Origin of the sequence: Streptomyces sp. NPDC059989, from assembly GCF_042736975.1 — a bacterium.
In the GTDB taxonomy this organism is placed as follows: Bacteria; Actinomycetota; Actinomycetes; order Streptomycetales; family Streptomycetaceae; genus Streptomyces.
This window is the reverse complement of sequence record NZ_JBHWUO010000015.1, coordinates 19,825-42,628: the sequence shown is the minus strand read 5'-3', so window position 1 is coordinate 42,628 and position 22,804 is coordinate 19,825. Positions and strand designations below refer to the sequence as shown.

The window sequence follows — 22,804 nt, the reverse complement described above, 5'->3', positions numbered from 1 at the left end:
ATGGACGGCCCCTCACGCGGCCTGCAGGGCTGGCCGTTCCTCGTCGCTCGCGGGCGCTACCGCGGCTACCGGACGCTGCTCGCGCCCGACTTCCTCGTCGCCGAAGCCGACTACGGAGTCCTCGACGATCACGTGGCGCGGGGCATGGCGGCGGAGCAGGTGAAGGTCGTGCCGGTGGTCACGGGGGCCGGACGTCCTCTGACGGTCGTGCACACGACGCATCAGGTCACCGCGGCCGACGTCGCGGAGCCGGGAGACGCCCCCGTGGACCAGGCGCCGCGGGACGAGTTCGGCCGCCCGCTCGACTTGATGTACGGATTCGTCTGCGAGGGCCAGGTCACCGCACCGGATCCGGAGGATCTGAATGCCTGCCGCGAGACGGCGCTCCCCGTCTACCGGCGGTTCCTCGGCGACGAGGAGGGCTTCAGGATCGAATCCGGGCGGGCGTTCCCTCTGCGATCGGATCTCGCCCGAAGCCCCGTTCCGCCGCGGCCCGAGTACGCGCCGACCCCGACCGGACCTTCCTCGCCGGGGCGCGCACCCTCCCCGCCGGGGCACCGGCGCGGATTGATCTCCGCCGGGATCCTGGTGATCATCGGACTTCTGGTCATCTGGCTGGCGCACGCGTGTAGCGGTAACGGGAAGGATCCGCAGGAATGCGATCACTGGGGCCTGCAGTGCAGCAGTTCCGCGGCGAGTGACTACGCGGGGCGGGCGGCGCCGGCCCAGGGCATCGAGTCCACCGGGGCCACGCGGACCGTCGAGCCCGGGCGCGGGGCGTGGATCATCTGGCCGCCGCCGACGTAGAGCCCGACGTGGGTGACGCCGGAGTAGAAGAACACCAGGTCGCCGGGGGCCAGCTGGTCGCGGGAGACCCGCCGGCCGGCGTTGATCTGGGTGTAGGTGGTGCGGGGGAGCGAGACCCCGGCCGCGCGCCAGGCCGCCTGGGTCAGGCCGGAGCAGTCGAAGGACCCCGGGCCCGTGGCGCCCCAGACGTACGGCTTCCCGATCGCGCTGTGCGCGAAGGCCACGGCGCGGGCGGCGCGGGAGCCGTCCGCCGGGGGCTGCGGCGCGGACTGCGGGGCGGCGGGGGCGGCTCCGGTTCCGGTTCCGGCCGACCGGGCCTCGTACGCGGCACGCTCCTCGGCGGTGAGCCGGGCCAGCAGCCGCTTCGCGGTGGTGAGCTTGCCCTCGATCTCGGCCTTGCGCTCGGCCAGTTCGTCCCGCCGCGAGCGGAGGTCGGCGAGCCGTCCGGCAGCCTGCTCCCGCAGCTTCCCGACCTCGTCGAGCCGGCGCCGCACGGTGCTGATGCCCGCGGCGTTGCGGTCCCCGGCGCGGGTGATGAAGGAGGCCTGGGAGAGGTACTCCTGCGGATCGGTGGCGGTCGCGAGGGTGACGGCGGTGCCGAGGCTCCCGCCGCTGCGGTACTGGGTGGCGGCCAGCGAACCGAGGGCTTTGCGAGCGGTGTTGAGCTGGTCGGTCTTGCGGGCGGTCTCGTCGCGCAGGCCCGCCAGCGCCCGCTCGGCCTCGTCGGCCTTCTGCTTCGCCCCGTTGTACCGCTCGGTCGCGGCCTCGGCCTCCTCGTAGAGCCGGTCCACTTCCGACTCGACCTGCGAGGGAGTCATGCGGGGGTCGGCCTGGGAGGTGCCTTCGAAGGCGGTCGCGGTGGCAGCGCCCGCGAGGGCGAGGGTGGTGGCGGCGGTCCGTACGGTGCCGCCTGCGAGCGGGCGCTGCCTGGGCTTTCGATGACTGGCCACGAGGGCCTCACGTCCTTCCTCTCTCGGTGCTTGGAGGAGGACGCTAGACCCGGAGGTAACGGGCAGATGACGGGATGATCGTAAGTGGCCTGATGCGACCGGGGATGGCCGCCCGGGACCGAAGCGGATCAGTGCCAGAGGACGGCGATGAAGATATTGACCACGGTCAGTCCGCCGACCGCCCCGAACAGGGCCTTCTCCACCCGCTCCTCGTCGCGCTTGACGTAGACGAGGGCGAGGATCACGAAGAGGATCGCGAGCTTCACGCCGATCTTGATGTTGTTGACGGGAGAGCCGTCCATCTCGCGGAAGCCGACGAGGAGCACGCCGGTCACGAGCATGGTGAGCGCGCCGTGCAGCATGGCGGGCACGAAGCGGGCGGTGCCCGCGCTCATCGCCTTCATCTGGGTCAGGAAGCCGCCGAGGAGCGAGGCGATGCCGATGATGTGGAGGCCGACGAAGGCGTTGATGAGGACGGTCATGGCGTCGAGCGTACGGGGTGGCCCTCCGCGGAATTCGGTCAGGCGGGCGAATACGGCGACGCTGCCGCCGTAGCCCGTCCCGGTCGGGGAATCAGCCGAAGAAGCGCGTCAGTTCCGCCGTGACGACCTCGGGCTGCTCCTCCGGGAGGTAGTGGCCGCTGTCGTCGACGCGGACGATCCGGGTGTCGGTGCCGAGCGCCGGGACCTCGTCGACCATGCGCTGGTAGTTGCTGCGGTCCCCGCCGAGCGCGAGCAGCGGGACCGTCACGGGCGCGTAGTCGGCGAGGTCGGCGATGTCCTGGGTGAAGGTGCGGTACCAGCCGTTGCCGGCCCGGATCGCGTCCGGGGAGTCGTACGCGCGGGCGTACACGGCGCGCGCGTGGGCGTCGATGGCGGCGGGGTCGGCGAGCATCGCGCCGAACAGCCAGTCCAGCAGGAGGTGGTAGCGGCCGGCGAGCAGCTGCTCGGGGAGGCCGTGCACCTGGTTGAAGGCGAACCACCACAGGTGGCGCATCGGGGGCTGCGGGATGAGCGGCATCCGGGTCCAGGACTCCTCGGGGTGCGAGACGTCGAGGAGGGCGATGCGGCCGGTGGCCTCGGGGTGGTTGGCGGCGAAGGAGTAGGCGACCATCGCGCCGATGTCGTGGCCCGCGATGTGGGCGCGCTCCAGGCCGAGGTGGGTGAGCAGGGCCCGGAGGTCGGCGGCCATCGTCTTCTTGTCGTAGCCCCCCTCGGGCTTGGCGGAGCCGCCCATGCCGCGCAGGTCCACGGCGATCACCCGGTAGCGGCGGGCGAGGGCGGGCATGACCTTGTTCCACTGCCACCAGGTCTGCGGCCAGCCGCCGAGGAGGACGAGGGGCTCGCCGCTGCCCCCTTCCACGTAGTGCAGGCGGGTGCCGTTGACCTCGGCGTGGTGGCTGGTGAAGCCGCCTTCGAGGGAGGCGGCCAGGGAGGCGTCGTCGAGCGGGGCGGTCAGCGGGGCGTCGTCGAGCAGGGTGTCGGGCATGGGGTGTCCTCACGTGGAAGCGACCGATCAACCGTACGAAGATCTCGTACGGTCGATCGGAACTGTACGAGATCTTCGTACGGTCTGGCAAGATCCGTACGAGATCTGCGTACAGTTGGATCCATGGCTGCCGCTGCTGAGCTCACCCACCCCGCCGCCGACCGCCTCGAACTGGTCGAGGTCCTGGCGGCGCTCGGACATCCCGTCCGGCTGGAGATCGTCCGCAAGCTGGCCTCCGGCGAGGAGGCGTTCTGCGGTGAGGTGGTGCCGGAGATGCCCAGGTCGAGCGTCACGCACCACCTCAAGACGCTGCGCGAGAGCGGAGTGATCTGCCAGCGCCCCCAGGGCCGCAAGCTCTACCTGGCCCTGCGCCGCGACGACCTGGAGCTGCGCTTCCCGGGCCTGCTGGAGCTGGTGCTCGGCGACGCCTAGGGTCCCGTGATCCCGCCCCGGACCAACGGCAGCCCTCGGGCTCCGCCCGTACGGCGCACCCGTCGCGGCGCGACGGGAGCAAGGCTTGGCCCGGGTGGCCGTCTGCGCCGATTTTCCGGGGGAGGGACCGGCTGTCGGTCCCGCCCCCTAGACTCGGAATGCGATGAGCAGCCTCTTTGACGACAGTTTCCTGACGGACCTCACCCCCTCCGACGAGGTCCCTCCGCCGCCCGAGGATCACGCCGCCCCGGAGCCGGGCGCGGACGATCTCTTCGGCGGCCGGTTCGACGTGCCCATGTCCGGGGACGCGTACTACCGGGACGGCGCCCCGCGGCCCGTCATCGACCCGGCGACGCTCCTCGACGGGCTGAACGAGCAGCAGCGCGCGGCCGTGGTGCACGCGGGCTCGCCGCTGCTCATCGTGGCCGGCGCAGGCTCCGGCAAGACCCGGGTGCTGACCCACCGCATCGGACACCTGCTGTCCGCGCGCAACGTCCACCCCGGCCAGATCCTGGCGATCACCTTCACCAACAAGGCCGCCGGCGAGATGAAGGAGCGCGTCGAGAGCCTGGTCGGCCCGCGCGCCAACGCCATGTGGGTCTCCACCTTCCACAGCGCGTGCGTCCGTATCCTGCGCCGCGAGTCCAAGCGGCTCGGCTTCACGTCCTCGTTCTCGATCTACGACGCCGCCGACTCGAAGCGCCTGATGGCGCTCGTCTGCCGCGACCTGGACCTGGACCCGAAGAAGTTCCCGCCCAAGGCCTTCAACGCCAAGATCTCGAACCTCAAGAACGAGCTGATCGACGAGGAAGCCTTCGCCGACCAGGCCGCCGACGGATTCGAGAAGACCCTGGCGCAGGCGTACGCCATGTACCAGGGGCGGCTGCGCGAGGCCAACGCGCTCGACTTCGACGACATCATCATGACCACCGTCCACCTGCTCCAGGCCTTCCCGGACGTCGCCGAGCACTACCGGCGCCGCTTCCGGCACGTCCTGGTGGACGAGTACCAGGACACCAACCACGCCCAGTACACGCTGGTGCGCGAGCTGGTCGGCACCGGCTACCCGGACCTGCCCCCGGCCGAGCTGTGCGTGGTCGGTGACGCCGACCAGTCGATCTACGCCTTCCGCGGCGCGACCATCCGCAACATCCTCCAGTTCGAGGAGGACTACAAGGACGCGACGACGATCCTGCTGGAGCAGAACTACCGCTCCACGCAGACGATCCTGTCCGCGGCCAACGCGGTCATCGAGCGCAACGAGAACCGCCGTGCCAAGAACCTGTGGACCGAGGCCGGCACCGGCGCCGTCATCACCGGCTACGTCGCGGACACCGAGCACGACGAGGCGCAGTTCGTCGCCGACGAGATCGACCGGCTGACGGACGCGGGCGACGCCAAGGCGGGCGACGTCGCGATCTTCTACCGCACCAACGCCCAGTCGCGTGTGTTCGAGGAGATCTTCATCCGCGTCGGACTGCCCTACAAGGTCGTCGGCGGCGTCCGCTTCTACGAGCGCAAGGAGGTCCGCGACGTCCTCGCGTACCTGCGCGTCCTCGCGAACCCGGAGGACAACGTCCCGCTCCGCCGGATCCTGAACACGCCCAAGCGCGGCATCGGCGAGCGCGCCGAGGCGATGATCGACGCCCTCGCGATGCGCGAGAAGATCACCTTCCCGCAGGCGCTGCGGCGCGTGGACGAGGCCTTCGGCATGGCCGCGCGCTCGACGAACGCGGTGAAGCGGTTCAACGTGCTGATGGAGGAGCTGCGCACGATCGTCGAATCGGGCGCGGGCCCGGCGGTGGTCCTGGAAGCCGTGCTGGAGCGCACCGGCTACCTCGCCGAGCTCCAGGCCTCGACCGATCCGCAGGACGAGACGCGCATCGAGAACCTCCAGGAACTCGCCGCCGTGGCCCTGGAGTTCGAGCAGGCCCGGGAGGCGGCGGCCGTCGAGGCGGCCGAGACGGGCGCCCCGGCTCCCGGCTCCGGCACCCTCGCCGAGTTCCTGGAGCAGGTCGCCCTCGTCGCCGACTCGGACCAGATCCCGGACGAGGACACCGAGGGCACCGGCGTCATCACGCTGATGACCCTGCACACCGCCAAGGGCCTGGAGTTCCCGGTGGTCTTCCTGACCGGCATGGAGGACGGGGTCTTCCCGCACATGCGGGCGCTGGGCCAGACCAAGGAGCTCGAGGAGGAGCGCCGCCTCGCCTACGTCGGCATCACGCGTGCGCGCGAGCGGCTCTACCTGACCCGCTCCTCGATGCGCAGCGCCTGGGGCACGCCCTCGTACAACCCGCCGTCGCGGTTCCTGGAGGAGATCCCGGACCAGTACCTGCAGTGGAAGCGCACGGGCGCGGCCCAGAAGCCGGCCGGTCCGATGCGGAGCTCCGGCTACGGGTCTTCGGGCTCGGGCGGCGGCAAGACCGCGTTCGGCACCTCGCCCGAGGCGTTCCTGTCCTCGTCGCGTACGAAGTCGGGCCCGTCCGGCTTCGCGACGCGCCGGGCCGCCGACAAGCCGGTGATCGCCCTGGCGGTCGGGGACCGGGTCACGCACGACCAGTTCGGGCTCGGCACCGTCATGGAGGTCAAGGGGGCGGGCGCCGACGCGCAGGCCACCGTCGACTTCGGGGACGACAAGCCGAAGCGGCTGCTCCTGCGCTACGCGCCGGTCCAGAAGCTGTAGCGGGAGCCGTCGGAAGCGGCGCTCCCGCGAGAGCTGTAGCTGTAGCGGGAGCCGTCGGGCTGCTTTAGGTCGGGTCCAGGCCGTGGCTGCGGAGCCACGGCAGGGGATCGATCGCGGATCCGCCGCCGGGCCTGACCTCGAAGTGGAGGTGCGGGCCGGTGGAGTTGCCGGAGTTGCCCGAGTACGCGATGACGTCGCCGGCCTTGACCTTGCCGGACCGGATCTTGGTGCTGCTGAGGTGGCAGTACCAGGTCTCGGTGCCGTCGGGCGAGGTCACTATGGCCATGTTCCCGTAGGCGCTGTTGTACTGGGTGCGCACGGTGCCGTCGGTGGCGGCCATGACCGGGGTTCCGTAGGAGACCGGGAAGTCGATGCCGGTGTGCACGGACATCCACATGCCGCCGGCCTGCCCGAAGCTGGCGCTGAGGCCGTGCTGTTCGACGGGGATCGCGAACTTGGGGCGGGCCGCCTCCTTGGCCGCGGCCTCCTCCGCCTTCTTCTTCTTCTCCTCCTCCTGGCGCTGGCGCAGGTCGATGCGCTCCTGCGTACGGCTCGCGCGGTCCGCGAAGTCGCCCGCGTCGGCGCTGAGCGCGGCCAGTTGGGTGTCGAGCTTGGTGTTCGCCGCGACCGGCTTCACGGAGGCCGGGTCGGGCGCGGCCATCGTGGTGGTGTCCTCGGCGGGCTTCTCCGGGCCGGTGAGTCCGCCGACGGAGGCGGCGGCGACACCCGCGACGCCCATCACGCAGGCGGAGGGCACGGCCACGGTCAGCAGGGCGGAACGCTTCGCCGGGGTGCGGCGACGGCTGTTGCCGGCCTTGGCGTTGCCCTTCGCGCTGCTCTTGGCATTCCCCTTGGGGGCGGTCCGGCGCGAGGCGCGCGGAGTCGCGGTCACGGGCATCGCCTGGGTGGGAAGGTCGTGCACCTCGGGCGTGTCGTCCTCGGCGATCTCCTCGAAGACGGCCGTCTCGACGTAGGCGTCGGGCTCGGCGGCAGGGGCCTCGTAGGCGTAGGCCTCGTACGAGTACTCCTGCGCGTACTCCTGCTGCTGCGGCTGCTGCTGCTCCTCCGGCACGGGTACGGGCTGCTGGTACGCGTATCCGTACTCGTACTCGTGCCCGTATCCGGCCTCGGGCTGCTGCACCGGGGTTTCGGGGGCCTCGGCGGCGACGGTGTTCCAGGCGGTGGCGTCGTAGGCGCCGGTCTCGCTGCCCGTGAGGGTCTGGTAGCCCGGCACGGCCCAGTGCCCGGTCTGTTCGGCGGAGGTGTCGTAGCCGAAGGAGGGCTGCTGGTACTGCGCGTAGCCGGAGTAGTCCGTGTCCGGCGTGTTCCAGGCGTTGGCCTGGGCCGGGATCGTGGGGAGGTACGTGTCCTGCGAGGTCCACGCGGTGGTGTCGTACGCGCCGGTCTCATAGGAGCCGTATGCCGCGTAGTTGACCCCCTGGCCCTGCGTTTCATAGGAAACGTAGGTCGAGTCACCAGCGAAAGTGGTGGTGGCAAGGCCGTCATACCCGGGATCCGGATACTGGCCCGGCGAGGGGCGGTCGTTCACCAACTTCTCTTTCGCCTCGGCAGTGGGGGCCTGGGTGGCCGGGGAATGAGAGGTTCCCCGGAGGAGAGCAGTGGCGTGACTGTACCCGGCGGTTACTCACAACGACAATCTTCCGAGGGTTTCCACATCGTGGGAACCGGGCATTCGGCCGCCTTTCGGTCGCCGAAAGACGCACCCTTGGCCTTGAGTTCGAAATTCGTTCGACTTCGGGTGGCCTGGCGTCTATGCGACGGAAGCGGCTCCGGAGCGCTCCACGGCGGCCAGACCGGGCCCGTCGAGGGCGCGCCGGACCGCCGCGATCACGGCGGGGTGGGCGGGCAGTGCGAGGTGCCCGATCCCTGTGACCTGCACGTTCTCCACGCGTAGATCCGGATGCTCGATCCGGGCCGTGCCGACCGGGGCCATCACGACGTCGAACTCGCTCCAGAACGCCACGCATCGCGTCGCGCAGCCGGGCGCGGGCGCGGCCAGCTCGGCCAGCACCTCGGAGTCGGGCCGCATCTGCCGCACCAGCGGGTGCGCGTCCATGAAGGGGGCGACCAGCGTGCCGGAATGCGGGGTGCCGAGCGTGACGAGCGTCCGGACGCGGGCGTCGCCGCCGAGGCGCTGGACGTAGTACCGGCCGACCAGCCCGCCCAGGCTGTGCCCCACCAGATCCACCCGCTCCTGCCCGGTCCGCGCGCACAGCTCCTCGACGCGCCGGGCGAGATGGCGGGCGGTGACGCGCAGGTCGCGGGTGAAGGGCGAGTAGTTGTACGCCTCCACGTGCCGGCGGCCGTCCGCCCCGAGGGCGCGGCGCAGCAGCACGAAGACGGAACGGTTGTCGGAGAACCCGTGGAGGAGCAACGCGGGCGGTCGCGCGGCGGGCGCATCGGCGACGACTGGCCCGGCACCCTTCTCGGGGGCCTTGTGGGTGACCTTCTCCTGGCACACGCCGGTCGGATACAGAAGGAGATGCCCGCCGAGCACGACCACCTCGAGCGCCCCGGCCCGCAGAGCGGCCGCGGACAAGGGTATGGACAGCCCCATCGACGGCCTCCCCTGAGCCTTTTGGGACTGCGGCCGGTAGCGCCACCGTGCCGTGCGGCTGTCGGCACGGTGGCGCAATGCCGTCCCACGTGTGATTTCCCCCTCCTGGTTGACCGTGAAACGGTGGCGTGCGCGATGCTGTACTTAACGTTCGTTCACTCGGGAGGCAGTGCGATGGGTGTGACCGGTCCGATCCGTGTGGTGGTGGCCAAGCCGGGTCTCGACGGCCACGACCGCGGCGCCAAGGTGATCGCGCGAGCCCTGCGGGACGCGGGCATGGAGGTCATCTACACCGGCCTCCACCAGACCCCCGAGCAGATCGTGGACACCGCGATCCAGGAGGACGCCGACGCGATCGGCCTCTCGATCCTCTCCGGCGCCCACAACACGCTGTTCGTGCGCGTGCTGGAACTCCTGAAGGAGCGCGACGCGGAGGACATCAAGGTCTTCGGCGGCGGCATCATCCCGGAGGACGACATCGCCCCCCTGAAGGAGAAGGGCGTGGCCGAGATCTTCACCCCGGGCGCGACGACGACGTCGATCGTGGACTGGGTCCGCACCCACGTCCGCCAGTAGCGTCTCTGATCAGTTTTAGTGATCCTGTGTCAGACATGGCGTCTGGTTCGGGGATCTGTTCCCACCATGGAGGGGTGGCGTGGGCGTGGAGGTGGAATCCTGCGCCCAGTGCTGCTCCTCGTGCCCGGTGTCGGCTGGTGGCGGGTGCGCTGATCGTCGTCACGCCCTGGCGCCGGTGAGCTGCGCGTGGCAGCCGTCTCCGGTCCGTGTGAGCGTGTCCCCCCGGACGCTTTCCCACCCGACCGAAGGGCCTGGCAGGGGAGGGTGTCCGGCGTCGCCTGGGCGTCGGACGTGTTGACTTGTGCCGGGTGCGTCCGGTCTTGGACGGTCCCGGCTGGTCATCGGCGCGGTTGGTGTGACGACCGCGCCCGCTTCGGGTGTGTCCACGACTGTACGGATGGCCATCGTGCCGGTGCTTCGGTCGGTCACGGTCTTGGCCTGGTGGGTCAGGCCGCGTGCTGCGATGCGCTGCCAGGCACCCTGGTCGCGGTCGCCCTGCCAGGAACAGGTGGGGCAGATGGCCCATTTCCAGCCGGGCGTGGTGGGCCGGTCGGGGGCTTTCCGGTGGCGCAGTGGGGTGAGGCAGCGGGGGCAGTGCTTGGAGGTGTTGCGGGCCGGGACGGTGACCACGGCGATACCCGTCTCCGCGGCCACATGCCGTATCCGCTCCACGATCTGACCGCGCACCTGCTGGGAGAGCCGGGTGTTGTGGGTGCGACCCATGCCACGGGCTTCCATCGAGCGGAGGTCCTCGAGGTAGATGACGCTCGCCCCCGCGGCGATGGCCTGGTCCACTGCCCACCTGGCGGCAGCCCACGCCAGCGCGTCGTTCAGGTTCGACCGGCGCGCGGAAACGTAGGCGATCTCATCGCTCAGAACGGTGTGCTTGGCCGCCAGCGGGTGCTGTTCGTTTCCGGCGGTGAGCCGCTGGTAGTGACCGGCCTTGGCATGCAGGTGCTCGCCCTGCCGCCGAAGCCGGTGCTGCTTGGCGAGAACCCCGGCCGTCCGGAACACGGCCCCGGCCCTGAGGACAGTGATCCGCCCGTCGCCGTGCAGCCGGGCCGCGCCCGCGGACAGCAGGGTGTTCAGCCCCCAGTCCACACCCAAAGCGACCGTGTGCCCACTGCGGACCGCCTTCGGGACGGCGTGGCTGTAGGCGAGATCGGCGCGGACACGGCCCTGGTGGGGGCGGAGGGTGGGTAGGTGCAGCACCGCGCCCACCGGGACCGTCGGAGGCAGTGTGATGAGGCAGGACACCCACGTCCAGTCCCGGTACGCCCGCGGGGCCGCCCGGGTGGGAAGCTGCAAACGCAACAGTGCACGGCCCGGCTCGGCCTCCTGATGTTCGATGGTGGCCTGCTGCCCGTCGCACGCAGACAGAATCAGCAACCGCGCGGCTCTGGGCGCGGCCTCCACCTCGAACAGTTCGGCGGGCATCCGGTCGTGTTTCTTGGCGAACGCGGCGATCTGCCGGGTGCGGGAATTGATGACGCTGGACGCAAGGTGCTGTCCGCCCGGCACCGCCTCGCGCACCGCGTCCCACTCCTCCGGCGTGCGCTTGCCTGGATCGGCAGGCCATGCCGCGAGCACACCAGTGGTCAGGCCTGCGCGCCAGTTTGCCGACCGCAGTAAGCGTCCGGCTTGCTCCTGCGCCATGCGAACGATCCGGTCATTGACCCGGATGCCTTCGGGCGGCGAGACGCTCCAGCCCAGGCGCCGCAGAGCCATCCACGCGTTCGACGGCAGCTTCCTGCCCCCGCCGTCCTCTCCGGAGGCCAGCGCATCCACAGACGCGGCGTTCCAGCGCTCGGCCAGTAACTCGGTGACCATGGCGGCCACCAGATCGGCACACCAGCCGACTCGCTCCGCCAGCACGGAAACCGCCAGCAGCTCCCCGGTCCTCTCGTCCACACCCGTCCGCAGCAGACCACGGGCACATGCAGTCCGGGCGGTCTGACCCACGGCGAGCGACACCTTGCGACTCAACGCCACCCCCCTGTTGGCAGTGCTGTCATCCGATCAACGACACCGCGCGCGAAAGGTCACCCATTCGACCCGCGAACTCACATCCGGACCCCGCACCACGGACACCACGGCGAGAACACAACACGATCACTACGAATCTCCGAGGAACTACGTGAACCTCCGGAGATGCGCCACTGCGTTCCGCTGCTGTCTCTCTCTGCCTGCCGCGCCCCAACGGGGCGGGAATGTCGGGATCCCAAGGCGCGGGGCCTGGGGCGGTGCCCCTGGGGGCACCTCACAGCGGTAGCTGGGGGAGGAACGGTGGAAGGGTGGGTAGGGGACCTGCTCCGCGCAGCGGCACCCCCACCCCTGCCCGGCGGTGGACCGCTCCGTGCAGTGGTACCCCCGTACCCGGGCTAGCGCGCCCCGGCGGCGGCACCCCGTACCCGGCTGGCGCCCTGGAGCGGCACCCCTCGGACCCGGCCGGCGCCCCGCAGGGCTAGGCCGGAGCCAGTTCCAAGAGCATCGCCTCGCGCAAGCGAAGGGTGGCCACCAGCCGCTGGAACGCCTCCGCCCAGTACGCGGCGGCCCCCGGCGACGCGTCCGCCGGATCCTCCGCCCCGGCGGTCAGTGCCTCCAGCCGCCCGGCCTCCGCAGGATCGAGGCAGCGCTCTGCCAGCCCCATCACCCCGCTGAAGCTCCACGGGTAGCTGCCCGCCTCCCGCGCCGCCTCCAGCGCGTCCACGACCGCCCTCCCCAGGGCCCCCGCCCACGGCACCACGCACACACCCAGCAGCTGGAACGCCTCCGACAGGCCGTGGGCCCGTATGAACTCCGCGACCCATTCCGCCCGTTCCCCATCGGGCAGGGTCTCCAGCAGCTTCGCCCGCTCCGCGAGCGAGGCCGTTCCCGGGCCCGCCGCCGGCGGCGCGGACGCCGGGCCGAGCAGGGCCCGCGACCACTCCGCGTCCCGCTGCCGCACGGCCGCCCGGCACCATGCCGCGTGCAGCTCCTCCCGCCAGACCTCGCCCTCGGCCACCGGCAGCGCCACCAGCTCCACGGGCCCGATCCCCCCGAACCGTTCGCGCCAGCAGGACAGCGGAGCCGCCTCCACCAACTGTCCGAGCCACCAGGCCCGCTCCCCGCGCCCGGCGGGCGGCCGCTTGACCACCCCGTCCCGCAGCATCCCCGCGTCGCACTCGGTCGGCGGGGTCACCCCCTCGGGACCCACGCAGGTCAGGGCCCGCTCCGCCATCCGCCCCGCCAGCGCCGAACCCGGCAGCGCGGACAGCAGCTCGGCCGCCGTCGAGCGGACATTGCGGCTGCGGTCGCCCAGCGCCGCCTCCAGGAACGGCTCGTCCCCCTCCGACAGCCCCACCCGCAGCGAATCGAGGAACATCAGCCGGTCCTCGGCCCGCTCGGTGGCCCAGGTCGTCGCCAGCAGCCTCGGCGCGGCCGCCGCATCATGGGCCCGTACGGCACCCAGCAGCGCCACCCGCTCCGCGAACAGCCCCTCCTGCCACAGCCGTTCCACCCCGGCCCGGTCCGTCACCTCCGGCAGCTGCCCGGCCCCGCCCACCCCGCCGCGCAGGGCGAAGCGCCAGTCCGGATTCAGCCGCGCCAGCCACATTCCCCGCGCCCCGGCCAGGGCCAGCGCCTGCGGGCGCAGGTCCGTACGGGCCCGGGCCGCGTCCAGCAGCGCCGGTACGAGCGCGGCCGGCGCGCGGTAGCCGTGCCGCCCGGCCGCGGCCAGCCACTGGGGCAGCAGCTCCGTCAGATCCGGGGCGGCCCCCCGCCGCCCGCCGCCGCTGCCCGCACCGGTCCGGCCTGCCAGCAGCTGCGCGAGCCGCCACCGGGCCGCCACCGGCGGCGCCGGCCGCGGATCCACCGGCGCGGGCTCCGGGCGCGGCCCCGCCTCCGCCGGCCGCAGCCCGGCCCGGCGCCGCAGGGTCTGCACGGCCGCCGCGTCCAGCAGGGCCTCCGGGCTGCCCTGTCGCCGCTCGGTGCCCAGCAGCGCGGCGCCGACCAGCCCCTCCCAGTTCCCGTACTCCTCGTCACCCATGCCCATCAGACCCCTCTCCCCTCCCTGGATACTGCGCTCCGGTCCCGCCCCCTCCGCGGGACCGGAGCTGTCGATGTGCTGCCGCTCGACTGCGCTCAACTGGCGTGGTTGTCGTTCACAAAAGCCCCCCGGCTTCTCGTTGCTCCCCGTTCCCCGTACGGCGCGCTCGCGCCGCGTGTTTCCCTCCCCGCCGTCCTCGTGGACGACATACGGGCCCCCAGGCCCCCAGCGATTCGTTCGGCGATTCCGACTCTTCCTTCGGCTGTTTCCTCGGTTCCTGTTCCGTCAGGCCAGCGCCACCGGCTCCGGAGAGTCCGGCTGCCAGGCCGTCAGCGGGGTGAAGCCGCGGTGGCCGCACTCCCCGAACACCGTCACCGGGCCCCCGCCCGACAACGCGGCCAGCTGCCACAGGCCCGGCCGGGAGCGGCTCCCGGCCCCGGCGAGGGGCACCGGCAGGGCGGAGGTGCCCTCCGCGTCCGCCAGCTGCCAGCCGAGCTCTCCCGGTATCGGGATCACCGGGCCGAGCACCACCGGCCAGGATTCGAGCCACGGATCCTCCCGCAGCGCCGCCCCGTAGGCCTCCAGAGCCGCCCCCGTGCTCACCCCGGCCGGAACCTCCGCGCACGGCACGGCCGCCGCTGATCTCTCCCCGAGATCCGCCCGCAGCCCCGCCGACCCGGGCCGGAAGCGGACTTCCGCCTCCAGCACCAGCCCCATCGGCAGCGCCAGCCCCGGCGGCCGCCCGGGCGGTCCGAAGTCCAGCACCAGCGCCGGCCGGCCCCCCTCCAGCCCGCGCAGCCATATCCGGCGGGTGGTGAGCCGCCCGTCCGGCGACACCGAGTCGTTCTGGGCCAGCACCAGCCAGCGGTCCCGTACGGCCTCCCCCTCCCCGGAGGCCGGCAGTCCCACCCGGCTGCGCACCGTCGCCGCCAGCGGATCCGGCAAGGCAGCCACCCCCAGCCAGGCCCGGTCCAGCAGGTGCAGCAGCGCCGCCTCCTCCAGCATCCGGGCGGGCCAGCCGGGGCCGCAACTGGGTATCGTCGCCAACTCCCTTACGCGCCCCGCCAGTCCGGGAGCCTGGGCATCGACCATCCGGGCGGCCGTCTCCTCCCACGCGGCGTAACCGGACTGCTCCTGGCCGGCGAGGCCGCCGCGCAGCAGATCGGCGAGCCGCTGCTCCAGCTCGGTGACGCCCGCGCCGATCCGGGCCGCCCGCCGCTCGGCCCGCTTCCGCGCCCCCTCCTCGTCCACCGGTCTGCCCGCCCCCGCGGCCGGCGGCGCGGCCTTCGCCGCACGATCCGCCAGCCACTGCGCGGCCCACTCCGGCGCCTCACCCGGCTCGCCGACCCCCTCCGCGGACCAGAGCAGCAGCAGCCCCAGCGCGTGCTTGCACGGGAACTTCCGGCTCGGACAGGAGCACTTGTACGCCGGCCCGGCCAGATCCACGACCGTGCGGTACGGCGTACTGCCGCTGCCCTTGCACAACCCCCACACCGAACCGGAAGCGGAACCTCCGATCTGTGACCACGGCCCCGCCCCGCCAAGTCTGCCCCCCGCCTTGCGTGAGGCATCGTCAGGAGCCAGAGCCAGTACCTGTTCCGCTGTCCAGCGGACCCCCTGCTCAGTCATGTGAACCACCGTACGGACCCCCACTGACAATCGCTCTGACCTGCAACAACGCATCGAACAGGGCTCGTTGTCAGTGGCGTGGTGCACCGTGGATTCAGCAGTCGGGAGCGGCTGCCGAGCTTTGGAGGGGGACCATGACCATGCCCGAGAACACCACGGGCGCCCAGGCGCTGCGACCGCACGCCGAGGACGCCTTCGCGCACGAACTGAAAGCCCTGGAAGCCGCCGACGACCGGCCCCGCCCCACCCGCTGGAAGCTCTCCCCGTGGGCCGTCGCCACCTACCTGCTCGGCGGCGAACTGCCCGACGGCACCGTCATCACACCCAAGTACGTCGGGCCGCGCCGCATCGTCGAAGTCGCCGTCACCACCCTGGCCACCGACCGCGCCCTGCTCCTGCTCGGCGTCCCCGGCACCGCCAAGACCTGGGTGTCGGAACACCTCGCCGCCGCCGTCAGCGGAGACTCCACCCTCCTCGTCCAGGGCACCGCCGGCACCCCCGAGGAAGCCATCCGCTACGGCTGGAACTACGCCCGGCTCCTCGCCCACGGCCCCAGCCGCGAGGCCCTCGTCCCCAGCCCCGTCATGCGGGCCATGGCCGACGGCATGACCGCCCGCGTCGAGGAGCTCACCCGCATCCCCGCCGACGTCCAGGACACCCTCATCACCGTCCTGTCCGAGAAGACGCTGCCGATACCGGAGCTCGGCGAAGAGGTGCAGGCCGTGCGCGGCTTCAACCTCATCGCCACCGCCAACGACCGCGACCGCGGGGTCAACGAGCTCTCCAGCGCGCTGCGCCGCCGCTTCAACACCGTCGTCCTGCCGCTGCCCGCCACCGCCGACGCCGAGGTCGACATCGTCGCCCGCCGCGTCGACCAGATGGGCCGCTCCCTGGACCTGCCGGCCGCGCCCGAGGGACTGGAGGAGATCCGCCGCGTCGTCACCGTCTTCCGCGAGCTGCGCGACGGAGTCACCGACGACGGCCGGACGAAGGTGAAGTCGCCCAGCGGCACCCTCTCCACCGCCGAGGCCATCTCCGTCGTCACCGGCGGCCTGGCCCTGGCCGCCCACTTCGGGGACGGCGTCCTGCGCCCCTCCGACGTGGCCGCCGGAATCCTCGGCGCCGTCGTCCGCGACCCGGCCGCCGACAAGGTGGTCTGGCAGGAGTACCTGGAGGCCGTGGTCCGCGAGCGGGACGGCTGGAAGGACTTCTACCGCGCCTGCCGGGAGGTGACCGTATGAGCAGGGCCGCGCAGGGGCCGCTGCTACTGGGCGTACGGCACCACGGGCCCGGCTCGGCCCGTGCCGTGCGGGCGGCCCTCGACGCGGCCCGGCCGAAGGCGGTGCTGATCGAGGGCCCGCCCGAGGGGGACGCGCTGCTGCCGCTCGCCGCCGAACCGGGGATGCGGCCGCCCGTCGCACTCCTCGCGCACGCGGCGGACGATCCGGGCCGGGCCGCGTTCTGGCCCCTGGCCGGCTTCTCCCCCGAGTGGGTGGCCATCCGCTGGGCCCAGGCGCGGGACGTTCCGGTCCGGTTCATCGACCTCCCGGCGGCGCACTCGCTGGCCGCCGAAGGGGACAGGCAGGAGGAGCGCGAGCCCGATGCCGTCCGGCTGGACCCGCTCGCGGTGCTCGCCGAGACCGCCGGGTACGACGACCCCGAGCGCTGGTGGGAGGACGTGGTCGAGCACCGGGGCGCCGACGGCCGACGAGGCGACCCGCTCGGCGCCTTCGAGGCCCTCGGGGAGGCCATGGGCGCCCTGCGCGAGGCCTACGGGGACGGCGGCCACGCCCGCGACCTGGTCCGCGAGGCGTACATGCGGCAGCGGATGCGGGCCGCCCGCAGGGAGTTCGGCGACGCGTACGCCGTGGTCTGCGGGGCCTGGCACGTGCCCGCGCTGCGGGCGAAGACCACCGCGGCCGCCGACAAGGCACTCCTCACCGGCCTGCCCAAGGTCAAGGTGGAGACCACCTGGGTGCCCTGGACCCACCGCAGGCTCGCGCGGGCCGGCGGGTACGGCGCGGGCATCACCTCGCCGGGCTGGTACGCCCACCTCTTCTCGGCCCGGGACCGGCCCGTGGAGCGGTGGCTGACCAAGGTCGCGGGGCTGCTGCGGGAGGAGGACCGGCAGGTCTCCTCGGCGCACGTCATCGAGGCGGTCCGGCTGGCCGAGACCCTGGCCGCGATGCGCGGGCGGCCGCTGCCCGGGCTGACGGAGACCCTGGAAGCGGTCCGGGCGGTGATGTGCGACGGCTCCGACATACCGCTCGCGCTGATAGAGGACCGCCTGGTCGTCGGCGACGTGCTCGGCGAGGTCCCGGACACGGCCCCCGTCGTACCGCTCCAGCGCGACCTGACCCGGCAACAGCGCTCGCTGCGGCTCAAGCCCGAGGCGCACGAACGCGAGCTGGAACTCGACCTGCGCAAGGAGACGGACGCGGCCAAGTCCCTGCTCCTGCACCGGCTGAGGCTGCTCGGCATCGGCTGGGGCACGCCCACCGCCTCCCGGAGCAGTACCGGCACCTTCCGGGAGACCTGGCGGCTGCGCTGGGAGCCGGAGCTGTCGGTGCGGGTGGCCGAGGCCGGCATCTGGGGCACCACCGTCCTGGCGGCGGCCACCGCCAAGGCCGAGGCCGATGCCGCGGGCGCGGAGGAGCTGGGCGAGGTCACGGCGCTGGCCGAGCGGTGCCTGCTGGCCGGGCTGTCCGAGGCACTGCCCGCCGTACTGCGGGCGCTCGCGGACCGGGCCGCGCTGGACACCGATGTGGCGCGACTGGCCAAGGCCCTGCCCGCACTGGCCCGTTCGTTGCGGTACGGGGACGTCCGGGGCACGGACGCGGCGGCGCTCGGCACGGTGGCGGCCGGGCTCGCCGAGCGGATATGCGTGGCGCTGCCGCCGGCCTGCGCGGCCGGGCTGGACGCCGATGCGGCGGCGGAGCTGCGGGGCCATGTGGACGGGGTGCACGGGGCGGTCGGGCTGCTGGCCGACGCCGACGAGGGGCTGCGGGAGCGGTGGTCCGCGGTGCTGCGGACGCTGGCCGGCCGGGACACCGTGCCCGGGCTGATACGCGGCCGCGCGGCCCGGCTGCTGCTCGACGAGGGGCGGCTCCCGGCCGAGGAGACGGCGCGGCTGATGGGGCTCGCGCTGTCCCCGGCGGGCCCCCCGGCCGACGCGGCGGGCTGGATCGAGGGCTTCGCGGGCGGCTCGGGCGGCGGGACCCTGCTGGTCCACGACGACCGGCTGCTGGGGCTGATTGACGCCTGGCTGGTGGGGGTGCCGGAGCGGGCCTTCACCGACGTACTGCCGTTACTGCGGCGGACGTTCGGGGCGTACGAGCCGGGCGTGAAGCGGAGCCTGGGAGAACTGGTCCGCCGAGGCCCTGGCGGGCCGGCCGCGGCGCCCGCACCGGGCTCGGCCCCCGCGGGCTTCGCCCCGGACCTGGACCCCGTCCGGGCCGACGCGGTGGTGGACCTGGTCCGTCTGCTGCTCGCCCCGGCGGGGGTGGACGTGCCCGCCTGAGTGCGTGGGCGCGGCTTCCCGACCGGGGCTCTGCCCCGGACCCCGCGCCTCAAGCGCCGGCGGGGCTGGATTTGGCTCGTCTGAGTGGGTGGGTGCGGCTTACGGATCGGGGTTCCGCCCCGGGCTCCGTGCCTCAAGCGCCGGCGGGGCTGGAATGCGGCCCGGCTGAGTGGGTGGGCGCGGCTTACGGATTTGGCCCGCGTTGGTGGGTGCGGCTGATGAGGACACGACTAGTGCAGGGGGACGGACAGATGACCAGTACGGAGAACCCGGTGGTGCGCGGCGAGGCCGGCGGGGCGCCCGTGCCCGGCGCGGCGAACAGCGCCGGTCTGCCAGGCGCGGCCGCCGCGGATACCGCCCACCCCGCCGGAGGCGAGCGGTTGCGGCGGTGGCGGATGGTGCTCGGTGGGGGAGAGGGGGACGGGACGGGGTGTGTGCTGAGCGGGCGGGATGCCGCCATGGACGGGGCGCTCGCCTCGCTCTACGGCGGGGGCGGCGGGAAGGGGGAGCGCAAGGCCGGGGCGCGGTCGGCCGGGCTCGGCGGGTCCGCGCCGCACGTGGCCCGCTGGCTCGGGGACATCCGTACGTACTTCCCCAGCTCGGTGGTCCAGGTCATGCAGCGCGACGCGATCGAGCGGCTCGGCCTGTCCACCCTGCTGCTGGAGCCGGAGATGCTGGAGGCCGTCGAGCCCGACGTCCACCTGGTCGGCACCCTGCTGTCGCTGAACAAGGCCATGCCCGACACCACCAAGGAGACGGCTCGGGCCGTGGTGCGCAAGGTGGTCGAGCAGCTGGAGAAGAAGCTCGCGGCACGGACCCGGGCCACCCTCACCGGCGCGCTGGACCGGTCCGCGCGGATCAGCCGTCCCCGCCACCACGACATCGACTGGAACCGGACCATCCGGGCCAACCTCAAGAACTACCTGCCCGAGTATCGGACCGTCGTCCCCGAGCGGCTGATCGGGTACGGCCGTGCGGCGCAATCGGTGAAGAAGGAGGTGATCCTCTGCATCGACCAGTCGGGTTCCATGGCGGCCTCCGTCGTCTACGCCTCCGTCTTCGGGGCGGTGCTGGCCTCGATGCGCTCGATCGCGACCCGGCTGGTCGTCTTCGACACCGCCGTCGTCGACCTCACCGACCAGCTCGACGACCCGGTCGACGTGCTCTTCGGCACCCAGCTGGGCGGCGGCACCGACATCAACCGGGCCCTCGCCTACTGCCAGTCGAAGATCACCCGGCCCGCCGACACCGTCGTCGTCCTGATCAGTGATCTCTACGAAGGCGGCATACGCAACGAGATGCTCAAGCGGGTCGCCGCCATGAAGGGCGCGGGCGTCGAGTTCGTGACCCTGCTGGCCCTGTCCGACGAGGGCGCCCCTGCCTACGACCACGAGCACGCCGCCGCCCTTGCGGCGCTTGGCGCCCCGGCCTTCGCCTGCACCCCCGACCTGTTCCCGGAGGTGATGGCCGCGGCCCTGGAGAAGCGCCCCCTGCCGGTGCCCTGACCGGCCCCCTCGTGGATCACAGGGAATCGGCGGATCACACGAAGTTCCAGTTCAACCGTGAGGCGATCTGTGACAGGTATCACCGCTCAGGTGTGATCTGCGATTTAGGGACCTACGTCCCACGGGGATAACCTGCGGGACGGACATGCCGCGTCCACGGTCACCGTGTGCGCCTTCCTTGTGACAGCGCCGTCACGTTGCCCTCCGCGGCACGCCCACGCAGATAGCAGACAACCGCGAATCACTGCGAATCTTTAAAAAGACAAGGGACGGACGCGCGTGGACCTGTTCGAGTACCAGGCGAGGGACCTCTTCGCCAAGCACGGTGTACCGGTGCTGGCCGGTGAAGTCATCGACACGCCTGAGGCGGCTCGCGAGGCCACCGAGCGGCTGGGCGGCAAGTCGGTCGTCAAGGCGCAGGTGAAGGTCGGCGGCCGCGGCAAGGCCGGCGGCGTGAAGCTGGCCGCCACCCCGGACGAGGCCGTCGCCCGGGCGACGGACATCCTCGGCATGGACATCAAGGGCCACACGGTCCACAAGGTGATGATCGCCGAGACGGCCCCCGAGATCCTCGAGGAGTACTACGTCTCGTACCTCCTCGACCGCACCAACCGCACCTTCCTGGCCATGGCCTCGGTCGCGGGCGGCATGGACATCGAGCAGGTCGCGGAGGAGACCCCCGAGAAGCTCGCCAAGGTCCCGGTGAACGCCAACGAGGGCGTGACCATCGAGAAGGCCCGCGAGATCGTCGCCCTGGCGCAGTTCCCGGCCGAGGTCGCCGAGAAGGTCGCCGAGGTCCTCGTGACCCTGTGGGCGACCTTCATCGCCGAGGACGCGCTCCTCGTCGAGGTCAACCCGCTCGCGAAGGTCGCCTCCGGCGACGTCATCGCGCTCGACGGCAAGGTCTCGCTCGACGAGAACGCCGAGTTCCGCCAGCCGGGCCACGAGGAGTTCGTGGACCACGCGGCCGCGAACCCGCTCGAGGCCGCCGCCAAGGCGAAGAACCTCAACTACGTGAAGCTCGACGGCGAGGTCGGCATCATCGGCAACGGCGCGGGTCTCGTCATGAGCACCCTCGACGTCGTCGCGTACGCCGGTGAGAACCACGGCGGCGTCAAGCCCGCCAACTTCCTGGACATCGGCGGTGGCGCCTCCGCCGCCGTCATGGCCAACGGTCTCGAGATCATCCTCGGCGACCCGGACGTCAAGTCCGTCTTCGTCAACGTCTTCGGCGGCATCACCGCCTGCGACGAGGTCGCCAACGGCATCGTCCAGGCGCTGCAGCTGCTCGCGGACAAGGGCGAGGCGGTCACCAAGCCGCTGGTCGTCCGTCTCGACGGCAACAACGCCGAGCTGGGTCGCAAGATCCTCTCGGACGCCAACCACCCGCTGGTGCAGCGCGTGGACACCATGGACGGCGCGGCCGACAAGGCCGCCGAGCTCGCGGCTGCGAAGTAAGGGCAGAGGTCACAGACTCACATGGCTATCTTCCTCAACAAGGACAGCAAGGTCATCGTCCAGGGCATGACCGGTGCCACGGGCATGAAGCACACCAAGCTGATGCTGGCTGACGGCACCAACATCGTCGGCGGCGTGAACCCGCGCAAGGCCGGCACCACCGTCGACTTCGACGGCACCGAGGTCCCGGTCTTCGGCTCCGTCGCCGAGGCGATGGAGAAGACGGGCGCCAACGTCTCCGTCCTCTTCGTCCCGCCGGCCTTCGCCAAGGCCGCCGTCGTCGAGGCCATCGACGCCGAGATCCCGCTGGCCGTCGTCATCACCGAGGGCATCGCGGTGCACGACTCCGCCGCCTTCTGGTCGTACGCGACAGCCAAGGGCAACAAGACGCGGATCATCGGCCCGAACTGCCCGGGTCTGATCACCCCCGGCCAGTCCAACGCCGGCATCATCCCGGGCGACATCACCAAGCCCGGCCGCATCGGTCTCGTGTCCAAGTCCGGCACGCTGACCTACCAGATGATGTACGAGCTTCGTGACATCGGCTTCTCCTCGGCCGTCGGCATCGGTGGCGACCCGGTCATCGGCACGACGCACATCGACGCCCTCGAGGCGTTCGAGGCCGACCCCGACACCGACCTGATCGTCATGATCGGCGAGATCGGCGGCGACGCCGAGGAGCGTGCGGCGGACTTCATCGCGAAGAACGTCACCAAGCCGGTCGTCGGCTACGTCGCGGGCTTCACCGCCCCCGAGGGCAAGACCATGGGCCACGCGGGCGCCATCGTCTCCGGCTCTTCCGGCACCGCACAGGCCAAGAAGGAAGCCCTGGAGGCCGCGGGCGTGAAGGTCGGCAAGACGCCGACCGAGACCGCGAAGCTGGCGCGCGAGATCCTGAACGCCGCTCAGTAGTCGCAGGTCGTACGCGAGTACGTGTGTACGTGTGTACGGGCGTGGCCCGCACCCCCTCCGGGGTGCGGGCCCCCCCCGCGTATAAATAGGGGCCGGGGGGGGGGCGGGGCGGCCCCGCGGCCGCGGGGTTGGGGGGGGGGGGGGGCGCCCCCCCGGCCCCCACAGCGCTAGAGCACCGGGCTCTCGCGGACCGTCGACAGGTCCGCCGAGGTCTTCGTCGCGAGGAACTCCGTGAT

17 protein-coding genes are annotated in these 22,804 nt (G+C 72.2%); 9 read left to right on the top strand and 8 right to left on the bottom strand.

Annotated elements, in window-relative coordinates; all coding sequences use genetic code 11:
- Positions 1-807: a hypothetical protein gene (locus ACFWBN_RS15695; RefSeq protein WP_385176714.1), complete on the top strand. Its 807-nt coding sequence runs from the start codon at positions 1-3 to the stop codon at positions 805-807.
- Here ACFWBN_RS15695 and ACFWBN_RS15690 read toward each other — a convergent pair.
- The 3 genes from ACFWBN_RS15690 to ACFWBN_RS15680 form a co-directional block, all read right to left on the bottom strand.
- Positions 702-1,757 (bottom strand): NlpC/P60 family protein, encoded by a 1,056-nt coding sequence (locus tag ACFWBN_RS15690; RefSeq protein ID WP_385176710.1) that lies wholly within the window; start codon positions 1,755-1,757, stop codon positions 702-704. The genes ACFWBN_RS15695 and ACFWBN_RS15690 overlap by 106 nt on opposite strands.
- A 128-nt stretch (positions 1,758-1,885) precedes the next feature.
- On the bottom strand, positions 1,886-2,239 hold the full coding sequence (locus ACFWBN_RS15685) for a hypothetical protein (RefSeq protein ID WP_385176707.1): 354 nt from the start codon (positions 2,237-2,239) through the stop codon (positions 1,886-1,888).
- Between the two features lie 91 nt (positions 2,240-2,330).
- Positions 2,331-3,245, bottom strand: coding sequence for an alpha/beta fold hydrolase (locus ACFWBN_RS15680; protein ID WP_385176705.1), 915 nt, complete (start codon positions 3,243-3,245; stop codon positions 2,331-2,333).
- A gap of 123 nt (positions 3,246-3,368) precedes the next feature.
- On the opposite strand from ACFWBN_RS15680, the gene ACFWBN_RS15675 reads away from it, so the two are divergent.
- Positions 3,369-3,677 (top strand): ArsR/SmtB family transcription factor, encoded by a 309-nt coding sequence (locus ACFWBN_RS15675; protein WP_385176702.1) that lies wholly within the window; start codon positions 3,369-3,371, stop codon positions 3,675-3,677.
- Positions 3,678-3,840: 163 nt separating this feature from the next.
- Positions 3,841-6,363, top strand: coding sequence for a DNA helicase PcrA (gene pcrA / locus ACFWBN_RS15670; protein ID WP_385176699.1), 2,523 nt, complete (start codon positions 3,841-3,843; stop codon positions 6,361-6,363).
- A gap of 64 nt (positions 6,364-6,427) precedes the next feature.
- On the opposite strand, the gene ACFWBN_RS15665 is transcribed toward pcrA, so the two are convergent.
- Together ACFWBN_RS15665 and ACFWBN_RS15660 are read right to left on the bottom strand one after the other, a co-directional pair.
- Entirely contained in the window at positions 6,428-7,912 is a 1,485-nt protein-coding gene (locus tag ACFWBN_RS15665; RefSeq protein WP_385176697.1) for a M23 family metallopeptidase, read from the bottom strand.
- A gap of 222 nt (positions 7,913-8,134) precedes the next feature.
- Entirely contained in the window at positions 8,135-8,941 is an 807-nt protein-coding gene (locus tag ACFWBN_RS15660; RefSeq protein ID WP_385176694.1) for an esterase/lipase family protein, read from the bottom strand.
- A 174-nt stretch (positions 8,942-9,115) separates the two neighbouring features.
- On the opposite strand from ACFWBN_RS15660, the gene ACFWBN_RS15655 reads away from it, so the two are divergent.
- Positions 9,116-9,517, top strand: coding sequence for a cobalamin B12-binding domain-containing protein (locus ACFWBN_RS15655; RefSeq protein ID WP_385176691.1), 402 nt, complete (start codon positions 9,116-9,118; stop codon positions 9,515-9,517).
- A 159-nt stretch (positions 9,518-9,676) separates the two neighbouring features.
- Here the strand turns inward: ACFWBN_RS15655 and ACFWBN_RS15650 are convergent, their stop codons facing one another.
- From ACFWBN_RS15650 to ACFWBN_RS15640, 3 genes are all read right to left on the bottom strand, one after another.
- Positions 9,677-11,428 (bottom strand): zinc ribbon domain-containing protein, encoded by a 1,752-nt coding sequence (locus ACFWBN_RS15650; RefSeq protein ID WP_385176688.1) that lies wholly within the window; start codon positions 11,426-11,428, stop codon positions 9,677-9,679.
- Positions 11,429-11,981: 553 nt separating this feature from the next.
- On the bottom strand, positions 11,982-13,550 hold the full coding sequence (locus ACFWBN_RS15645; RefSeq protein ID WP_385176684.1) for a DUF5691 domain-containing protein: 1,569 nt from the start codon (positions 13,548-13,550) through the stop codon (positions 11,982-11,984).
- Between the two features lie 279 nt (positions 13,551-13,829).
- On the bottom strand, positions 13,830-15,173 hold the full coding sequence (locus ACFWBN_RS15640) for an SWIM zinc finger family protein (protein ID WP_385176681.1): 1,344 nt from the start codon (positions 15,171-15,173) through the stop codon (positions 13,830-13,832).
- A 134-nt stretch (positions 15,174-15,307) separates the two neighbouring features.
- Between ACFWBN_RS15640 and ACFWBN_RS15635 the strand changes: the two genes are divergently transcribed.
- From ACFWBN_RS15635 to sucD, 5 genes are all read left to right on the top strand, one after another.
- Complete coding sequence (locus ACFWBN_RS15635) at positions 15,308-16,414, top strand: AAA family ATPase (protein ID WP_385176678.1); 1,107 nt, start codon at positions 15,308-15,310, stop codon at positions 16,412-16,414.
- Positions 16,411-18,693 carry a DUF5682 family protein gene (locus ACFWBN_RS15630; protein ID WP_385176675.1) on the top strand — a complete coding sequence of 761 codons (2,283 nt, stop codon included), beginning with the start codon at positions 16,411-16,413 and terminating at the stop codon, positions 18,691-18,693. Before ACFWBN_RS15635 ends, ACFWBN_RS15630 begins: the two co-directional genes overlap by 4 nt.
- A 251-nt stretch (positions 18,694-18,944) precedes the next feature.
- Positions 18,945-20,198, top strand: a complete 1,254-nt coding sequence (locus ACFWBN_RS15625) for a VWA domain-containing protein (protein WP_385176672.1) — start codon at positions 18,945-18,947, stop codon at positions 20,196-20,198.
- 279 nt (positions 20,199-20,477) lie between these two features.
- Positions 20,478-21,656, top strand: coding sequence for an ADP-forming succinate--CoA ligase subunit beta (gene sucC / locus ACFWBN_RS15620; protein WP_030011549.1), 1,179 nt, complete (start codon positions 20,478-20,480; stop codon positions 21,654-21,656).
- Positions 21,657-21,677: 21 nt separating this feature from the next.
- Complete coding sequence (sucD, locus tag ACFWBN_RS15615; protein WP_215016991.1) at positions 21,678-22,568, top strand: succinate--CoA ligase subunit alpha; 891 nt, start codon at positions 21,678-21,680, stop codon at positions 22,566-22,568.
- Positions 22,569-22,804 lie beyond the last annotated feature (236 nt).